The sequence below is a fragment of the Pseudomonas sp. Sample_22 genome (assembly GCF_004307635.1).
GTDB lineage: Bacteria > Pseudomonadota > Gammaproteobacteria > Pseudomonadales > Pseudomonadaceae > Aquipseudomonas.
The window spans coordinates 1-16,899 of record NZ_RCNY01000011.1 but is presented as its reverse complement, the minus strand read 5'-3'; the positions used below and the strand labels follow the sequence as shown (position 1 = coordinate 16,899).

General features: G+C 57.0%; 10 protein-coding genes. 5 read left to right on the top strand and 5 right to left on the bottom strand.

What is annotated here, in order from left to right; translation table 11 throughout:
* Positions 1-73 precede the first annotated feature (73 nt).
* Together D8U73_RS01680 and D8U73_RS01675 are read right to left on the bottom strand one after the other, a co-directional pair.
* Positions 74-859: a siderophore-interacting protein gene (locus tag D8U73_RS01680; RefSeq protein ID WP_130903562.1), complete on the bottom strand. Its 786-nt coding sequence runs from the start codon at positions 857-859 to the stop codon at positions 74-76.
* The gene (locus D8U73_RS01675; RefSeq protein ID WP_130903561.1) at positions 852-1,430 is read right to left on the bottom strand and encodes a PadR family transcriptional regulator; all 579 of its coding nucleotides are present in this window, start codon (positions 1,428-1,430) and stop codon (positions 852-854) included. Before D8U73_RS01675 ends, D8U73_RS01680 begins: the two co-directional genes overlap by 8 nt.
* A gap of 519 nt (positions 1,431-1,949) precedes the next feature.
* Between D8U73_RS01675 and D8U73_RS01670 the strand changes: the two genes are divergently transcribed.
* From D8U73_RS01670 to D8U73_RS01650, 5 genes are all read left to right on the top strand, one after another.
* Entirely contained in the window at positions 1,950-2,426 is a 477-nt protein-coding gene (locus tag D8U73_RS01670) for a CS1 type fimbrial major subunit (RefSeq protein WP_130903560.1), read from the top strand.
* Between the two features lie 107 nt (positions 2,427-2,533).
* Positions 2,534-5,056: a CS1-pili formation C-terminal domain-containing protein gene (locus D8U73_RS01665; protein WP_130903559.1), complete on the top strand. Its 2,523-nt coding sequence runs from the start codon at positions 2,534-2,536 to the stop codon at positions 5,054-5,056.
* Positions 5,057-5,060: 4 nt separating this feature from the next.
* Positions 5,061-6,281, top strand: a complete 1,221-nt coding sequence (locus tag D8U73_RS01660) for a hypothetical protein (RefSeq protein ID WP_130903558.1) — start codon at positions 5,061-5,063, stop codon at positions 6,279-6,281.
* Between the two features lie 59 nt (positions 6,282-6,340).
* Positions 6,341-7,087 carry a molecular chaperone gene (locus D8U73_RS01655; protein ID WP_130903557.1) on the top strand — a complete coding sequence of 249 codons (747 nt, stop codon included), beginning with the start codon at positions 6,341-6,343 and terminating at the stop codon, positions 7,085-7,087.
* 32 nt (positions 7,088-7,119) lie between these two features.
* The gene (locus D8U73_RS01650) at positions 7,120-7,623 is read left to right on the top strand and encodes a CS1 type fimbrial major subunit (protein ID WP_130903556.1); all 504 of its coding nucleotides are present in this window, start codon (positions 7,120-7,122) and stop codon (positions 7,621-7,623) included.
* Positions 7,624-7,729: 106 nt separating this feature from the next.
* Here D8U73_RS01650 and D8U73_RS01645 read toward each other — a convergent pair whose 3' ends face one another.
* From D8U73_RS01645 to D8U73_RS01635, 3 genes are all read right to left on the bottom strand, one after another.
* The gene (locus D8U73_RS01645; RefSeq protein WP_130903555.1) at positions 7,730-12,424 is read right to left on the bottom strand and encodes a DUF6543 domain-containing protein; all 4,695 of its coding nucleotides are present in this window, start codon (positions 12,422-12,424) and stop codon (positions 7,730-7,732) included.
* Positions 12,425-12,593: 169 nt separating this feature from the next.
* On the bottom strand, positions 12,594-15,713 hold the full coding sequence (locus tag D8U73_RS01640; RefSeq protein ID WP_130903554.1) for a transglycosylase domain-containing protein: 3,120 nt from the start codon (positions 15,711-15,713) through the stop codon (positions 12,594-12,596).
* 260 nt (positions 15,714-15,973) lie between these two features.
* Positions 15,974-16,432 (bottom strand): transposase, encoded by a 459-nt coding sequence (locus D8U73_RS01635; RefSeq protein ID WP_056855229.1) that lies wholly within the window; start codon positions 16,430-16,432, stop codon positions 15,974-15,976.
* Between the last annotated feature and the right edge of the window lie 467 nt (positions 16,433-16,899).

Genomic DNA, 16,899 nt, shown 5'->3' with positions numbered 1-16,899 from the left:
TTGCCGATGTTGCGACTGCTGCGCAGCCGAGCGGGAGCAAGCTCCCTCGCCACAGTAATCATGTCAGGCTGAATCACTCATCATCGCCAGCATTCAGCTTCCAGTAACCAACAGCTTTGACGAACTGCTCATCCAGCCCATGCTCGTCCAGTAGCACGCGACGAATCTGCCGCGATACTTTGCTCTCAGTCGCAACCCACGCATACAGGCTGCCGGCCGGCACCTTGATCTGCCGCACGGTGCTCAGCAAATGGTCCTTGCCGCCCTCGCGCAAGACCCAGATCACATTGACCTCGGCAGCGCTTTGCAGCACTTGCTGTTCCTTGCCGTTTTCCACTTCCACAATCACCAGCGCACGGCGGTTGGCTGCCAGGCTTTCCAGGCGTCGGGCGATGGCGGGCAGGGCGGTTTCATCGCCGATCAGCAGATAGCTGTCGAAGATATCCGGCACGATCATCGAACCCCGTGGCCCGCCGATGTGCAGGAACTGTCCGGGTTTGGCCTGCTCGGCCCAGGTCGAGGCCGGGCCGTCGCCGTGCAGGACAAAATCGATGTCCAGCTCCAGTTTTTCCAGGTCGTAGCGGCGCGGGGTGTAGTCACGCATCTCAGGCATCGGGCCGCCGCTCTTGCCGGCGCCGAGCTCCAGCGTTTCCAGCGCCGCGGCTTGCTCGGCATTTTGCGGGAACAGCAATTTGACGTGGTCGTCGGTGCCGAGGCTGACGAAGCCCGCCAGCTCCGGCCCGCCCAGGGTAATCCGGCGCATGCGTGGGGTCAGGTCAACCACGCGCAAGACTTCCAGGCGACGACGTTTGATTTCATGCATGACACGGTGAATGGCTTGTGTGTTCACTTCAGTCATTCGCTTTCTCCTGGGTTGATGGAACGGCGGGGCCGTCGACGATGGCTTTGGCGGTGTTGTTCAGCAGCGTCGCGACACGCTGGATTTCTTCCGGGCTCCAGCGTCCATGGTGCAACTGCAACGCATGGCGCAGGTTATGCACGGCCTCGTGAATTTCGGCCGGACGATCATGCCCGCGCAACGAACGCTTGCTGACGTCGATGCGCATTCGCACGCCTTCGAGTGCAACGGCTTGCTCAGCCAATGACTGGCGACCGGCCTCTGTGACGCTGTAGCGCTTTTTTCCGCCTTCGACATCACCGGTAATCAGTTCGCTCTCTTCCAGAAAAGTCAGGGTCGGATAAATCACACCGGGGCTCGGGCTGTAGGCGCCGTCGAACATGCCTTCGATCTGGCGGATCAGGTCGTAACCGTGGCACGGCTGCTCGGCGATCAATGCCAGTAACAGCAATTTCAGATCGCCGGGGGCAAATACCCGAGGCCCGCGACCACCGCGTTCGCGGCCGGGGCGTTTTTCGAAGCCGTCGCGACCGTCGCCGTGTTCGCGGTGGGGAGAATGATGGTCTCTCATCTCTAGCGTTCTCTTTGTCGTGTTTAGATACAACTTAAGATATATCTTTTGTGTTTGGCAAAAGCCTCCGACCAACGGTTGGTCATCACGTCAGGCCGAACCGCCACTGAAAATGGCGTTTTCGCGGCGGCGCAAAAGATTGTCGAGACAGGCGAAGAAGTTGAAATTAGTGTTAACTCTCTAAATTAACTTTGCACGCCTTAATACATTGGTTTTGTAATATTGTTCCTACAGAAGTTTCTGTTGCGTTGCAGGTCTGGATTGTCTGTTCATTGGCTCTATGTAGTATTTATCTGACAGTCGAACATTGAATCTATCAATATTCTGAGTTTTTTCTTGCTGTGCTGGCGCCACTTTGGCTACGCCTATTGAGGAACTTGCCTGCTTACTTTCAAGACTTTTTGGTCGATCATCTTTCGGCGTTGAAAGTTGCGCTGGACCTCACTGCTCGTGACTGTCTGGTTTCAGCGCAACTTCCAATACTTAGATCCTATTATTTAAAACGACAGGTACTGAAAGATGTTCAAGAAAATCGCGTTTGCTGCTCCTCTGGCTGTTCTGGCACTGAGTTCCTCGATGGCGTTTGCCGCCACTGAAGCCAAGCATTCCATCAGCATTGTGGCCCATGTTCCATCCGACGATTTCTACGCGGTGCCAGTTGATTCGGACCTGGTCAACAAGGATCAGGACATGAGTTACAACCCGGGCACCGACTCGATGAGAACGGTTGATGGTCACTTCGATGTTCTGCATACCGCAGGCCGGGTCAACGCCCGTCTCGAAAGCGTGCCGAAGCTGATTGCCGGGAACAAGACCATCGACCTCAAGGTCGAGCTCAACGGTAAAACCCTGACGACCACTTCGCAGGAAGTAGTGGGTGAAACCGAGTCCAATGTCCGCTATCGCGCCCCGTTCAAAATCAGTGCAGTTGGCGGCAAGCCTGATGCGGGTGATTACACCGGTGTCGTCATGCTGATAGTTGAACCTTCCGTCTAAGAAACATCCGCGGCAGAACGTGTACTTATTCTAAGTAACGTAACCGGTTGGCAAACTTTCGGTTTGTCGACCGGGCTTTGAACTTCTTGCAAACAGAGTATTTGTTCATGTTCCCGATGACGCCCATCGCGGCAGCGCTTGCGTTGCTGTTGTGCAGCAGCGCATTTGCGGCGCCCACCACTATTGATAATACCCCCCGAAGTTTGCTGGCTCAGGCCAAAGGCTTGCCGGCGGATTTCGAGGAGCATTTTTTCGACGTGCCATTGGCCGTTCGGGTCGAGCTTGATCAACAGCCCCTCGGCGAGGCGATGATCGTGTTGTCGCGCGATGATCGGGTGACCTTGCTCGATTTCACCGATACCAGCGAAAGCCGCTTCGGCGCCATTGAGCGCGAAACCTGGGCTGATGTCCTCAAGCCCGGCGTCGCGCTGGGTGCCTGCACCGGTAAATGCCCGGAGCAGATGCTGGCGGTTCACTACAACCTGGAAAGCTCCTTGCTGTCGATCGTCACCGAAAACGCCGAGCGTGACATTGATGCCAAGCGTTTCTACGACCAGCCCGAAGGCGGCAGCAGCGGCCTGATGGTGCGCAACCAACTTAACCTCAATGGTGGTCAGGATCAGGATCTTGGAGGACGATTCGGCCTCGAGGCCAGTGGCAGCCTTGGTAACTGGAGCCAAGCCTTCAATATGCAACTGGCGCGCCTGGGCGGCCCGGACACCAAGACTTACCATGCGGTGCATGAGCTCTACACCCAGCGCGAACTGCAAGGCAGTTTTTTTCGACTGGGTTACTTCACCCCCAATTCCGAAGGCCTCACGCGTCAGCCGCGCTCGTTCGGTACCAGCCCTGACACCGCCGTGGGCGTGATGTACGGCAGTTCTGACAGTCTGGCGATCGACAGTCCGAGACCCAGTGTTTATCCGATTTATGTCACCGCCAATCGGCAGGCCTCGGTGGAGATATTTCGCGATGGTTTGCTGATCAACACCCAGTCAGTTCCGGCAGGTTTGCAAACCCTCGACACCCGGCCATTGCCCGGCGGTATCTACGAAGTGGAAGTGCGACTGATCGAAGACGGCCAAACCACTTCAACCACCCAGGAACTGATCTACAAACCCAACAACTGGCGTAATCTCGATGAGCGCTGGCGCTACAACCTGTTCGCAGGGCAGGAAAGCAAGCTGCTCAGTAATTGGGATCAACAGAACAACGGCGATGCGACCGCGGGCGCTGCGATCAACTACCTGCTGCACCCAAGAGTGATCCTTGGATTATCGGCACGTCAGGTCCGCAGCACGCTTCAGTACGGCAGTTCCATCGACTGGAGCCTGGCCAACAGCATCAACCTGTACGCCAATCTGTACCAGACCGAAGACCACGGTACTGGCGCTGATCTGCAGGCACTCTACAACTATGGTTCCGGCAGCCTGGTGGTCAGCCACAACCGCAGCTGGCTTGATACCACCAACACCTACGACACGTTGCCCGACGGCACCCGCGTGCGCCAACGTAATGTGTTCACTGGCGAAACCAGCAACTCATCGCTGGCGTTGAACCACCGGATCAGCCGCAAAAGCTCAATCAATGCGCGTGTCTCTCACAGCGAAGGCAATGTCGAAGGCGTCGGTTTGGATCTGGGTTGGACGCAACGCATGACGTTGCTTGGCAGTGATGCCAACTGGCGTCTGTCGCTGTTCGATCGTCCGGGCAGCTACAGCAGCGGCGATGCGCGTAATCGCGGTGTCGATCTGAGCATCAACATGGCACTGGGCGGGCCGGGTCAGCAAGTGTCCGGCAGCATCGGTTCGCGTACGGCGCGAGATGGCAGCCGTGACAACAACGCTTCACTTGGCTACCGAAAAGACCTGCAGGACCATGTGCTGCAAAGCGTCTCGGTGACCGCGCTGACCGACACCTACGGCGTCGGCTTGTCGAGCCTGGCGAACTTTCGCACCGATGCGATCAACGGCGACGGTTTCCTGCAGCGCTCTTCCTACAACGGAAATTTCACCGGCGGCCTGAACCTCGACAGCACGGTGGTCGTTGGTGGTCAGCGTATGGCCCTGACCAGTCAGCATCAGGGGCGCGGTGCCGGGATGATTGTCGACATTGAGTCCGATATCGATGGCATCGCCCTGCGTGCCGATGACCTCAGTGGTGGCAGCGTGGCGCTGCGTCCGGGGCGCAATTTCATTCCGTTGACGGCGTACAAGAACAGCTCGGTGAGCTTCGATTTCGAAGGCAACCATGTGCCGGCAGCGAGCATCGCGCCTTCCCGTACCCGCTATCACCTGAACAAGGGCGGGGTGGACTACCGCAAGATCACCGTGAGCAAAACCCTGACAGTGCTCGGGCGCTTGCTCGATGCACAAGGACAGCCACTCAAGGGGCATCACGTGATCAACCATGCCAGCCGTGGGGTGACCGAAGTCGACGGATTTTTCTCGATGGAAATGAACGCCGGTTCACCGACCCTGGAAGTGCGCTACGCCAATCAACTGTTGTGCCAGTTCCGCCTCGATGCCGATCGTCATCGCAGTGAAAACAACGTGTTGATGATCGGTGATCTGAAGTGCACGCCGGACACGCTGGCCGATGCCAGTTCCTCTGATCAGAAGGCAGGTTGAAGCCATGAAAATCTCTACTGTCGGCCTGGCGCTGGCGATGACGTTGGTGGCTCCATCGGTTGGGGCGGTGAATCAGGAGATCCGGGCACTGTTCACCCCCGATCCCTCGCAGCCGCAAAAAAACGTATTCATTAACAAGACTCCGAACAGCGGCTATTGCGCGACTTACCCGGACCAGTGCAAGGACAACAATATGTTCAGCATTCGTTTGCCGGTTCGCTTCGGACCGAGGGCAAACATCGGGCGTCTGGATCTCATCCCTGTGAAAGTACCGGCCAACTGGCGGCAACTGACGGTGACGAACAGGCAAACACTGGAAACCGAAACGGTCGAGGTGCGCATTACCGGTGTTGGTTCCGAATACGTCCTGAGTCATTCGGCCGCCAGCCTGGTCGGTGTGACAGACATTCTCGAGGGACATCAGAAACTGTGGTACGGCAGCAGCTGGGTATACGCGCCACCTCCTTGCGAGTACAGCGGTGTAGGGGCGTACTCACCCAATACGTATCGATTCTTCTGGAAAACCCCGACAGAGGCGGCCTGCAACAAAAGAACCTACTTTGCTATCCCGCACATGTCCTTCGAAAATCTGGATATTGCCTATGAACTGCGCACGCCCAACCCGCTGGGAATGTCGACCGGGCTCTATACCGGATCGCTGAGCTATCGAGTCGGCCCAGGTGCTGATTTCGACTTGGGAAGCATGCCTGCGGACGACAGTAACCTGACACTGGACTTCGTGCTGGACGTACAGCACACCCTGAAAGTCGATATTCCTCCGGGCGGGGAAAAAGTCCGTTTGACCCCGGCAGGTGGCTGGCAAAGCTGGTTGAACGAAGGTCGAAAGCCTGTTCGGCTGTTCCGCGACCAGACCTTCCTGATCTCGGCGTCGACGCGTTTCAAAATGCACCTGGAATGCGAAATCGCCATAAGACCTTTTGAGTGCATGATCCAGGACCGCAAAAACGGGCGTGCGGTTGAGGTGCAAGTCAGTACCACGTTGCCAAATGGCCTGACCGACCTCGCCGGTCAACCGGTCAAACAGCGTCGGCTACGTGTCGGTGCGGAGAATGCCCAGCAGTTTCAACCGGGCTTCTATGTGGACAGACGTCCAGGCGTGTTGCACTTCGAAATTCCATCCAGTCAGATGGGTTTCATGCTCAGCCCCGGTCAGCCCGGCTATTACGCCGGCAACGTCACGGTGATCTGGGATTCGGATCTTTGATGGGCTGCGAATCGTCAAGTGCCGTCCGTTTGTGTTCAATGCTGATGAGGTTCAAGGGTATGAAACGTCTGTGGTTGCTGTTGGGTTTGTGCGGTTTTTCTTCAGGTCTTCAGGCCGGGCCGCAGATCAACGTCGGTACGGTTTACGACTATCTGGATGGTGACAAGAGCACCTACCTCAAGCGCGTGTTCAACAGCGGTGACAGTACCGCTTTCGTCAAGGTCAATATCCTTGAGATTGTCTACGACGCCGATGGAACGTCCCGTGAAGTGCCGGTCAAGACACAGGCCGATGCCAGTGCCCGCGATGGCTTGATGGCCAGCCCCGCGCGGTTGATCGTGCCGGCCAATGGCATGCAGGGGACACGCTTGCTGCTGATGGGCAACCGGGACACCGAACGATATTTTCGCGTGCGTTTTGTGCCGGTGGTGCCGGAAAAGGAAGACGACTTTGCCGTGTCCAGCGAGGAACGCGAGGAATACAAAAAGAACCTCTCGGCGGGGGTCAACATCATGACCGGGTTCGGCACGGTGTTCTTCGTGCGGCCGAAGGACAGCCGTTTCGACAGTGTGATCGAAGATGGAGCCGAGCGTTACCGTCTGCGTAACAACGGCAATACGGTGGTGGTAGTCGATGAGTTTCGCAACTGCTCGCTCAAGGACGAGACCGAATGCGAGCCGACCACCAAACACCACATCCTCGCGGGCCGGACCTTCGAATTCGAGAAAAAGCCCGGTCGCGAGTACCGCTTCAATCTGGTCGAGGGCAACGCGAAAAAACCGCTGCGCATCGCCAGCAAGCAATGATGAGGTAAACGGTGATGCAAAGGATAACTGACATGATCAAGCCAGCAGCCATTGTCGGGTGCGCAGGTGTCTTGACGCTGATAAGTGTGTGCGCATTCGCGGCACGGGAGGAACACACGTTCGAAGTGTCGGCGGATATTCCAACTCTTGGGTTTTATATAATCCCGGCCGAATCGGACTGGATTCATCGCGAGCAGATTCTGGCCTGGAACATCAATACGTCGACCTTGGGTGGGCTGCGTAAGAATTTCGACGTCAAACACGACACCAGTGCCATCGAAGCGCGGCTCGAAATCGAGCCCTATTTGTCCAATGGACGTGATGATCAGAACATTTACCTGCAGGTCCGTTTCAATGGCCAGGAACTGAGCCACGATCCGCAACCCCGGCAGGTGGTATCAGCGGCACAAGCCACAGCGGGCGGCCGCTTTCCCCTGGAGATACAACCAAAAGTGCCGTCCGGTGGTTATAAACCCGGGACTTACCATGGAAGCGTGCAGCTGATTTTCAATGCAGCCGCCCCTGCCGGTACCTGAAGACTTGCCAGGTGATAAAAGTGATGCCCTGACGCGCCAAAAAAGAGCCTGACGATGTTCGCAACCGTCAGGCTCTTTTGGGTTCGATCAGGGCAACGTGTGCGGGTTATTGAGCTGCTCTTCTCAACGCTTCACGGGTCAGTCGTCTCGACAGTTCTTTTTGTTCATACCCCAGATCAACCAGCAATCGATCGAAGACCGCATCGCTTATCGCTTGATCGGCAAAGACGACAGTGGCCGGTACCGGTAAATCATTCATCAGCACTTTGAGCCGCTCTCTCAGTGCGCTGCGTTCGACGTCTGTCAGGTTCACCGACTCAGCCCATTCGCGCTGTGATTCGCGCAAGGTTGTGAGCTGCTCATATCGAGTCAGATACCGCTGTTTATTGGCCTCGATTCGTACCGGATACTTTTCACGCAGATAGCGCGTCCAGAAGTTGCGTTCCAGCATCTTGTTGACCAGCCCATCACCTTGCTCCAGGGATAGAACCTTATCGTAGGCCTGATCAATCATTGCCTCGCTTACCCCCGCTACCTTTGTGAAGGGGATGCCTCTGGATTGCCAAGGCAGGTTCAACCGTTCTGCCAGGGCCGTCTGGTAGGCCTGGTACACGGCGACCTGGTCCGGATTGTCTGCCCGGCTCGCCATATCGGCCTCGACAATTTCGTTGACCAGCTCCAGGCGTGCCGCACCTTTGGCCAGGGTGACCAGTTGCTGTTCAAGCTGAGCCGGGTCGGTCGAATAGGAGTAGGCCTCCGAGGCCAGCACCTTGATACCCATGGTGTTGAAACGTTGAGCACCAGCGTTGTCATGGTTGTCCGGTTGCTCGACGGCGGTGAACAGCTCCTCGCGCAAGTTGTCATCCAGGTATACGGCGTCAAGCATGCGCCAGACCCGCTGCAGCAATTGGTTACGCGCTTCGCCACCGGCTCGGTAGTCGGCAAAATGTTGAGTGTCTGCAAGAAAGGACATGAAGCGTTCGGCCTGCGGTTCGTCGATCAATGTCGACCAGACATTCTGTCGATCAATACCCCAACCCGGCACCTCGTTCCACAGAGCGGTATTGAAGCTTGAGCGGATAATCGCATCGACTTCGGTGGCCGAGGGCACCACCGGCTTGGGAGAAAGTCCTGCCGAGCGACGAATGTCCTGATAAAGCACCTGATTGAGCTCGGACAGTTTTCCGAGATCAAGATGAGTGCGTGCCACGACCGAGGCATTGGGCGATCCGGGAACGACATCCGGAATTTGCTCAATCGGATTTTCCCGCATATCAAGAAAGAATCCGCGTGGTCTTACTTTGGCCAGGGTGCCTGCGGGCCAATGGGTGATTCCGGTATTTTTCAACACCACGACTTTCAGCCTTGGCATGCGACCAATATCGGGACTGATGCCCAAGGGGTTGTCTTCGAGCCGGAGTACTTCCAGATAGGTCAGATTTCTCAGTTGCTCAACTGCAGGCGCATCCAGCGCGATCCGGTTGTCGCTCAATCGCAGGCGTTCAAGCCCGCGCATGCTGCCGATGCTTTTAGGCAGGATCGTCAGTTCGCAGCCTTTGGCACTAAGTTCGCGAAGGTTGGGGAAGTCTTGCAGTAAACCATTCGATTCGCTGGCAAAACGCGTATTGTCCAGTTTCAGCACCGTGACTTTATCGAGAAAATTTTTCAGCGCAGGGCGTTTCGACCACCAGGTTTCCAGATCCAGCGACTGCAAGGCTGTGGAAAGGTCGAGGGCGTAGCTGTCCGGATCTGTGCGACTGCCGAGGTCGGTGGTTTTGCGTTCGAAGCACTCAATCAGGCGTTCGGCGATGTGCAATCCGCCCTCGTCCCGGAACTCATAAGCGCCAGGTCCCCAACCTTCGGGTTGCTGATACTCCCAACGCTTTACGATCGCGCGCAGTTCATCCAGATCGCCTTCAAGTGTGCCCATGGCCCGCATGGGATCGCCTTTTTCGATCAAGGCATTGGCGAACGTCTCTACTTCGCCTTCACTGAAGTGCGGGTGCAGGTCCCTGATACGCTCATGCAGAGTGACTCCGTCTTTGCTGAGTGCCCCGCCGCGAACGAGGATCATGGTTTCGTGTTGGGCTACGGGGCGAACAGGGGGCTCGGCGAGCACCCGTCGGCGTTCGGACGATGGCGAGGTTTTGGCGATGAGCCATTGTTTGAATGGTGCTGCATCGCCCGGTTTATAACCCAGCGCCCGGCGCTGTTCGGGACCGAGGGCCTGAAGCAGTGACTCATATAAGCTATCGGCTTCATGAAGCCGTTGATTTTCAGCATCGCGCACGGTGTATTTCCCGGCCTCGTCTCGAACCAGGATCCTCAGCAGCGTTGCATCTTGCGCACCGGCGCTGCAACGAAGTTCGCCATTGAGCGTACCCTGGCGGATTTCAATACGCAGGTCGGCGAAAGTGTCGGTGTTGAATCGCAAGGCGCCCAGTACCAGACGTTCGGTGTCGATGTTGGTTAATGAGTCACGGAAAATGCCTTGGGCGGCTCTTGTTGAGCCGATCTCGAACTGAAGTTCCCGTGCCTGGTTTTTCAGGCGCAGGGGGAGCTTGTTTTGCGCAAGCTGTTGGCGCTCCGTCGGGGTCACGCTGTCCATGACTTTCTCCGCGACACGATTTGGCAGATCGGGAAAGTCACGCAGTAGCAGACTGATTTCAGTGGACGGGGCTTCGACGCTGCTGTGCGGCGAGGTACTCAGGCGTTGCAACGTATCCATTAACAGCGGTGGGGGTGGAGCGTTTTCCACATGCATTCTGCGCAAAATGGCTTCATCTGTGCCGCTGATCTGACAAAGCTGTTCCAGCTGCGAATCACTGAAGTCATCGGTGGCATGACCGAGACGACGCATCAATGTCGAACCTTCCCACTGACGCGGGTTCTCGATTTCGCTGACCCAGGCACCATGACCGTTGTGGGTGAGCGTGGGGGCATAGGCGTCGGGCCGCGCCGGATGTTTTATCCGGTGCTGACCCGTGACCGGATCATTTTCGACTTCGAATAGCTGGTCATCCAATGCGAGCATTTTCTTGCCCAGATGCTGATAAATGCCCAACTGATCCGGTTTGGCATGTTCGGGCAAGGCCACTGTCTGGTGATAGGGGGAGAGGTCAGGGTTCCACAATCGCGTCTGACCATTGGCCAACTGCACTGGTTTGAGCCCTTCGAAGAACGGCGAAAGCTTCGCCCGTGCGACATGGCCAAGCGTGGCTCCCGCTGCGAACGCGCCCAGCTGTAAAACGCTTTCGAGCACACCGAGGGTTTGTTCCCCGAATTCTGCCAACCGGCCTTCGGCCAGATCGACAAGGCCCTCGACCACTTGGTCGGTCAGTTGATAGGCGGTATAGGCGAGCATCAGTGTGCCGAGACCGGGTAAGAATGGTGTCGCCACCAGCAATGCAACGTTGAGAATATCTGAAAGGATTTTTTTCAGATTGTCCCACCAGGCCCAACGCGCCATGCGGTCGGCGTACTCGGTGGAAACGGCGATTTCCCGCGCGTCATTGAGAATCTTGTTCAGTTTCTGTCGATAGAAATAGTCCCATACATCGCCGCTGAAGCGGTTTTGGCGATCATCCTGAATGTTCGACAGGCTGAACTGCAGCTTCGGATTATCCACAGGCGTGTCACGCCAACTGGGTAAGCCCGAACCTGGCGGCGCTGGATGCCATTTCACTTTGCTTAGACGGTCATTCAATCCGGCAAAAAAATGTCCCCGTTGCTGATGATCGACAAACTGGCTGAAGAACTGTTGATAGCTTCCGCGACCTGTTGCTTGCGGGTTCGGGGAATCGCGCAACTGGCGTGTCAGTTCAGCCATGAACTCCAGTAACGATGAATATTCCTTGAGGGGGTGCTCAGGGTCATGGGGGACATAGGCAATCACAGGGACAGGATTGGCAGCGGTGAGAACATCTGCTGCGATCAGGACTATACCGGTCAGCGCCACATCCATCATCGACAGGTTGTAATAGCTGACGGGTTGTCCGTTCCATGTCAATTGTGCCTGGTCATTGAGCATCCCTCGCACGGCATCATAGGCAGGCTGCCCGATATCTTTTTTCATCAGGGCAATTCGTAGCGCGACACTCAATGCGCTTTTCTGGCTGAGAATGACTTTGTTGCGCAAAAAATTGCTGGCCACTCTATTTGTCGACAATAAAAACTCTTTCAGGTGTTGTTCGTATCGAGCGCCAATATTCAGTTGGCGACACAACGATTTGAACTGCTCAATGCTCATTTTGTGCTTGAGGTGTTTTACATCGAAGTGTCCCCGGGCATCGGGCCGGGTGATGAAGGAGGAATCTGCGGTGAATATTTCGTTATGCGAAAAGTTATGCAGCGCTGCATCCAGCAAGGACACAGTTCGGCTCTTGGTGCCAGCGACAAAGTCATGCACCCACCACGAACTTCTCGCCGGCGCATACAAACGTAACCAGGTATTTTCGACGTCTTCGTCTATGTCGAAACGTTCTTTCAACGCCTGTTGCAGTATGGGTTTGGCGAAGGCGTAGACGTCCTGAAGGCTGCTCAGCGCCTTATCGACGTCGTTTTGTGCGTGCCAATGGCGTTCGATTTCATTCTTCAGGCTATCGTGCGCAGCGGCAGAAGCATTTCTATTCCAGTCTGGAATTGCCAAGGCGACGTTTTTCAACTCTTGGATACGTGCCGCTGAAGCGTTCAATAGCCAGGGGGGGACGGCCTTTTTAACTAACTCGTAATGAATGCTTTTATCGGGAAATGCCAGTGGGGACTGATCTGATCGTTGACTTGTCAGGTTTCGATTGAGCATTGCTTGATCGTCCATTGATCAATAGTGGAGCGACAAGACTAGGCAAGCAACGCGCCTGAAAAAAGCGCGAATTCTGGTTTGAAATAGCGAAGGCTTCGACTCGAACCTCTCAAAATTCAAGAGTGAAAAACATACATATACCGCCACAGCTGGCTTGGCACTTTGGGGCTTAGCGTTGTGCCGTTGCCACGGCTCCCTGACACATCGTATGGGTCCCCGGTTGCAGGTACTGCGTCAGGATCGGTGCCATGCCCTTGAGCACCTGTACCGGCAGGGCAGAGGTGAACTTGAACGCTTCAGCCGAGCGTCCCGGTACGTAAGCGGTCAGCGTGCCGAAGTGGGTGTCGCCGATATAGAAGACGAAGGTCGCCGTGCGGTTGATTGATTTCGAACTGAGAATCCGCCCGCCCGAACCGATGGCTTCGATACGGTTATCGCCAGTGCCGGTCTTGCCACCCATGGCCAGCGGTGCGCCATCGGGCAGTTTGAAACTGCCGGCCAGCCGTTTGGCGGTCCCGGCGTCCACCACTTGCGACAGGGCTTCGCGCATCGCTTTGGCAACTTCCGCAGGCATGACCCGTTTACCGACATCCGGGTCATTGATCAGCTTGGTTTCATACGGCGTCCCGGCGGCAAAGTGCAGGCTGTCGATACGCAGCGTCGGCATGCGCACGCCGTCGTTGAGGATGGTGCCGATCAACTCGGCCAGTGCCGCAGGGCGGTCGCCGGAGCTGCCGATGGCGGTGGCCAGTGAAGGCACCAGATGGTCGAAGGGATAACCGACGTTCTGCCAGCGCTGGTGAATGTCGAGGAATGCCTCGATCTCCAGCATGGTGCGGATGCGGTTGTCGCGTGCACCTTTGTGCCGGCTCTTGAACAGCCAGCTGTAGACTTCCTGACGTTCGAACTGGCTGGCTTTGACGATGTCCTTGAACGTCGCGTCCGGATGGTTGAGCAGGTAGCCCATCATCCACAGGTCCAATGGATGCACCTTGGCGATGAAGCCTTGGTCGGGCAGGTCGTAGCTGCCGGGGCCGTAGGCCTGATAGAGCCGCTCAAGGCGCTCGTCGGTGAGTTTTTCGGTGAGTTTGGCGCCGGTCAGGTGTGAGCGCACGAAGCTGTTGAAGCTTTGCTGGCTGGCCTGTGGCAACAGATACCGGTGCACGGCGGCCATGCGGATCGGCGTCGGGCGCATACCATCGAGAAAGGTTTCGAGCCGTGCCTGGGTGTCCTTGTTGCGGTACTTTTTCCAGAACTTGAGCAGGAACGACGTCCCTTCGCGGTCGGCAAAACTGGCCAGGTATTCCTGACGACGCGGGTCGCGGTCATCCTTGAGCAGTTCGGCGCTGCTGTTGGGACCGGAGTACGTGACGTAGCGCACTATATCGCGCATCAGGCGAATGAACGGCAGGTTGATCGACTCACGCAGGGCGTCGCGCAGGGTCGGCAGGCGACCGTTGTCTTCCTTGCGGAAGTTATTGAACGTGTGCAACCCGCCGCCGGTGAAAAACGCTTCGCCGGGGCTGGCGGAATATTTGCGGTCCAGCGCTGCACTGAGCAAGGGTTGCAGGCTGTGGTCCTTGTTCTCGATAAAGTAGTCGACGACCCAGCGGCTGAGGCGGTCCTGCTCCGGTATTTCGACTTTCTTCAGGTCCGGTACGCTCATGTCGGCATATTTATCGTGCAACTCGGCGATGATTTGCAGGTAAGTCGTCATCACCCGCATTTTTGCGGTGGAGCCCAGTTCCAGTTTGCTGCCTTCATTGATATCGAACGGCTGGTCAGTGCTGTCAGTTTGTACCCGCACCCGCGAACCGTCCGGGGTCAGTTCGAACAAAGTGAAGCTGTAGCGCACCTGAGTGGTGCTGGTGGGGGTCAGCAAACGCTCGCCCATCAGGCCGATTTCTGCGGCATACACGGGGTCGGCGAGTTTCTTCAGGTAGGCAGTGGCCTGAGTTTGCAGTTCACCTTGCAGGGTGCTGGTGGCCGAGAGATCGAGGCGGTCAAGGTCGTACAACGGACGATTGAGCAACCCCGCCAGCCGACTGCGCGCCACGCTGATGCCTTTGTTGGTTTCGATCGGTTGGATGGTCGGCTGGGTCGCCCAGTCGCGGTACGTGACCTTGCTCGCCAATGCCGCCGCGGCGAAAGGCGCGTCGATCACGTTGTTCTGTGCCAGCAGACGAATATGGCTGTCGGTGAGCGAAGCCAGTTCATCGCGGCCTTTGGTCAAGTAGTGCGAAGGGCGGCGCTGGGCGATCATCAAGGACAGCATTTCGCGCAAGGCCAAGCCTTTCTCCGCCAGGCTTTTTGGATCCGTGGCGTCGCTGGCCAGGCGTTGGTTGGCCTGGTTGAAATCGGCGCCGTACCACACGCGCAAACCTTCCGCCATGCCGTGCACTTCACCGTGTCCAGGCACAGCCGACAGCGGCACGCTGTTGAGGTAGTCGCGTACCACGTTCTGCCGCGACTTGAGTGTCTGCGGGCCGTCCTGATAAGCGCGTACGCTGGCGGAAATCATCTGGCGGATCTTTTCACCACCCGACATGGTCAAGCCATCGGGCGAATGCCGGTATTTTTCCAGTTGCGTCGCCAGGGTGCTGCCGCCCGCCGATTGGCCAGGCAGATGGAGCATCTTGGCCACCTGGGTGTAGGCCGCCATGCCAAACCTTGGCCAATCTACGGCAGGGTTGGCCAAGGGTTGGCGAGGGTCGAGCAAGAAGCGGTTTTCGATGAACAGCAGGCTGTTGACCACGACCGGCGGGATCGAGTCGAAGCTGGCATAGAGTTGTTGCGGATATTTGTACTGGTACAGCGGCGCCGCCCGGCAATCGGTGATCGACAGACCGGCCTGGATTTTTTCCGCATAGGGTACGAAAAGGCCTTTGTCGGTGTAGTTCATCAACGCCGGGGAAAAGCGGGTCTGTTCGGTAATCACGTAATTGCGCTTGAGCAATCTTGGCAGGAACTCGCCCATGGAGCTGTAGCCCAGACGCAGGTCGAACGGACCGGCGCCCGGGTAGTGAATCGCATCGCTGGGGCCAGGTTTTAGCTCATACGTGAGCGTCTTGGCGAACTTGCTGACCTCGCGAGCTTGAAATCGCGACGTGCGCATCTCTTTGGCAGCCGCGAGCCCTACCACGATGGCAATAATCAGCAGCAACAGCCAAAACGCCTTCCAGCCGTGCTTTACGCGGCTGCGAGGTGGTTTTTCAGGTAATGGCGCTTCATCCACAGCTTCAGTCGGGACCACGGTTTTACTCGAATCGGTTTGCCATAAAGCGCCCATAGTCGACTGATCCATTCACGCAGATTGATCGGACTTGTCTGAAGCTTAGACGGTGGTTGGCGATGGTGAAAAAATTGTGAACCTCCAGATATCGGTTAGCTGCTTGCCCTGTGGCGAGGGAGCTTGCTCCCGCTGGGCTGCGAAGCGCCCCCAAAACCCTGCAATCGGAATGTACCTGACCCGACCCTGCCTATGGTTTGGGGCTGCTTCGCAGCCCAGCGGGAGCGAGCTCCCTCGCCACAAAGTGAGCAACGTTGGATTCAGAGCCAGCAGGCATCCCACAGAGGGTAATCACCGATTTTTTCAACCAACCCTGCACGCAAGGGATTAGCAACGGTGTAGCGGGCGAAAGAGCGTAAATCCTCGCCGTCGCGTATTGCCCGGTCGTGATAGCCGGTTTGCCAGAATGCGCCTGTTCGATTCAGTGCCCGGTTGATCGTCAACGTGCTACGGGACTTGATGGCCTGCATGAGTTGCGCCAGGGTGCATCGTTCGATTTGGACGAGCCAATGGAAGTGGTCAGGCATGATCACCCAGGCAATCGAGTTCACTCTTCCCTGATCGTGGGCGTGTCTGAGTTCCGCTACTAGCAAACGCCCCAGATGCCAATCGCTGAATATGGACCTTCTCTGATGTACAACCGCAGTGATGAGGTAGGCCCGGCCTGATTCGGAAAAACGTCCTTGGCGCAACAAGTGTGAGTTTGGTCGTGGAAGCATTCCTTGCGTCCTTTTGATAGGTTCCTTTTGAAGTTAGTTGCTCGCTGGCCTACAGGTAGCTGTAACGTTTGCGGGAAAAGTCCGAAATCCCCAAAGGAAAGTAACCCCTGCAAACCCTTGTGGCGCGGGAGCTCGCTCCCGCTGGGCTGCGAAGCGGCCCTACATGAGCTATGGGATGTTCCTGGCCAGACCGGTTGCCTGGGTTTGCGACTGCTGCGCAGCCGAGCGGGAGCAAGCTCCCTCGCCACGGGTTCATTGCGAGCTGGAAGTGTCGAGGTGAGTGAAGACGGCCTGCATGACGCAGCACCCTTACCGCAAACCCTTGTGGCGAGGGAGCTTGCTCCCGCTGGGCTGCGAAGCGGCCCCACATGGGTTATCGGATGTTCCTGGGCAAACCGGTTGACGGGGTTTACGACTGCTGCGCAGCCGAGCGGGAGCGAGCTCCCTCGCCACGGGTTCATTGCGAG

Coding starts and splice junctions, on each gene's coding strand:
- D8U73_RS01645 (WP_130903555.1), bottom strand. CDS start 12,424: ATGCTCAATCGAAACCTGACAAGTCAACGATCAGATCAGTCCCCACTG.
- D8U73_RS01635 (WP_056855229.1), bottom strand. CDS start 16,432: ATGCTTCCACGACCAAACTCACACTTGTTGCGCCAAGGACGTTTTTCC.
- D8U73_RS01670 (WP_130903560.1), top strand. CDS start 1,950: ATGTTCAAGAAAATCGCGTTTGCTGCTCCTCTGGCTGTTCTGGCACTG.
- D8U73_RS01640 (WP_130903554.1), bottom strand. CDS start 15,713: ATGGGCGCTTTATGGCAAACCGATTCGAGTAAAACCGTGGTCCCGACT.
- D8U73_RS01675 (WP_130903561.1), bottom strand. CDS start 1,430: ATGAGAGACCATCATTCTCCCCACCGCGAACACGGCGACGGTCGCGAC.
- D8U73_RS01655 (WP_130903557.1), top strand. CDS start 6,341: ATGAAACGTCTGTGGTTGCTGTTGGGTTTGTGCGGTTTTTCTTCAGGT.
- D8U73_RS01660 (WP_130903558.1), top strand. CDS start 5,061: ATGAAAATCTCTACTGTCGGCCTGGCGCTGGCGATGACGTTGGTGGCT.
- D8U73_RS01680 (WP_130903562.1), bottom strand. CDS start 859: ATGACTGAAGTGAACACACAAGCCATTCACCGTGTCATGCATGAAATC.
- D8U73_RS01665 (WP_130903559.1), top strand. CDS start 2,534: ATGTTCCCGATGACGCCCATCGCGGCAGCGCTTGCGTTGCTGTTGTGC.
- D8U73_RS01650 (WP_130903556.1), top strand. CDS start 7,120: ATGATCAAGCCAGCAGCCATTGTCGGGTGCGCAGGTGTCTTGACGCTG.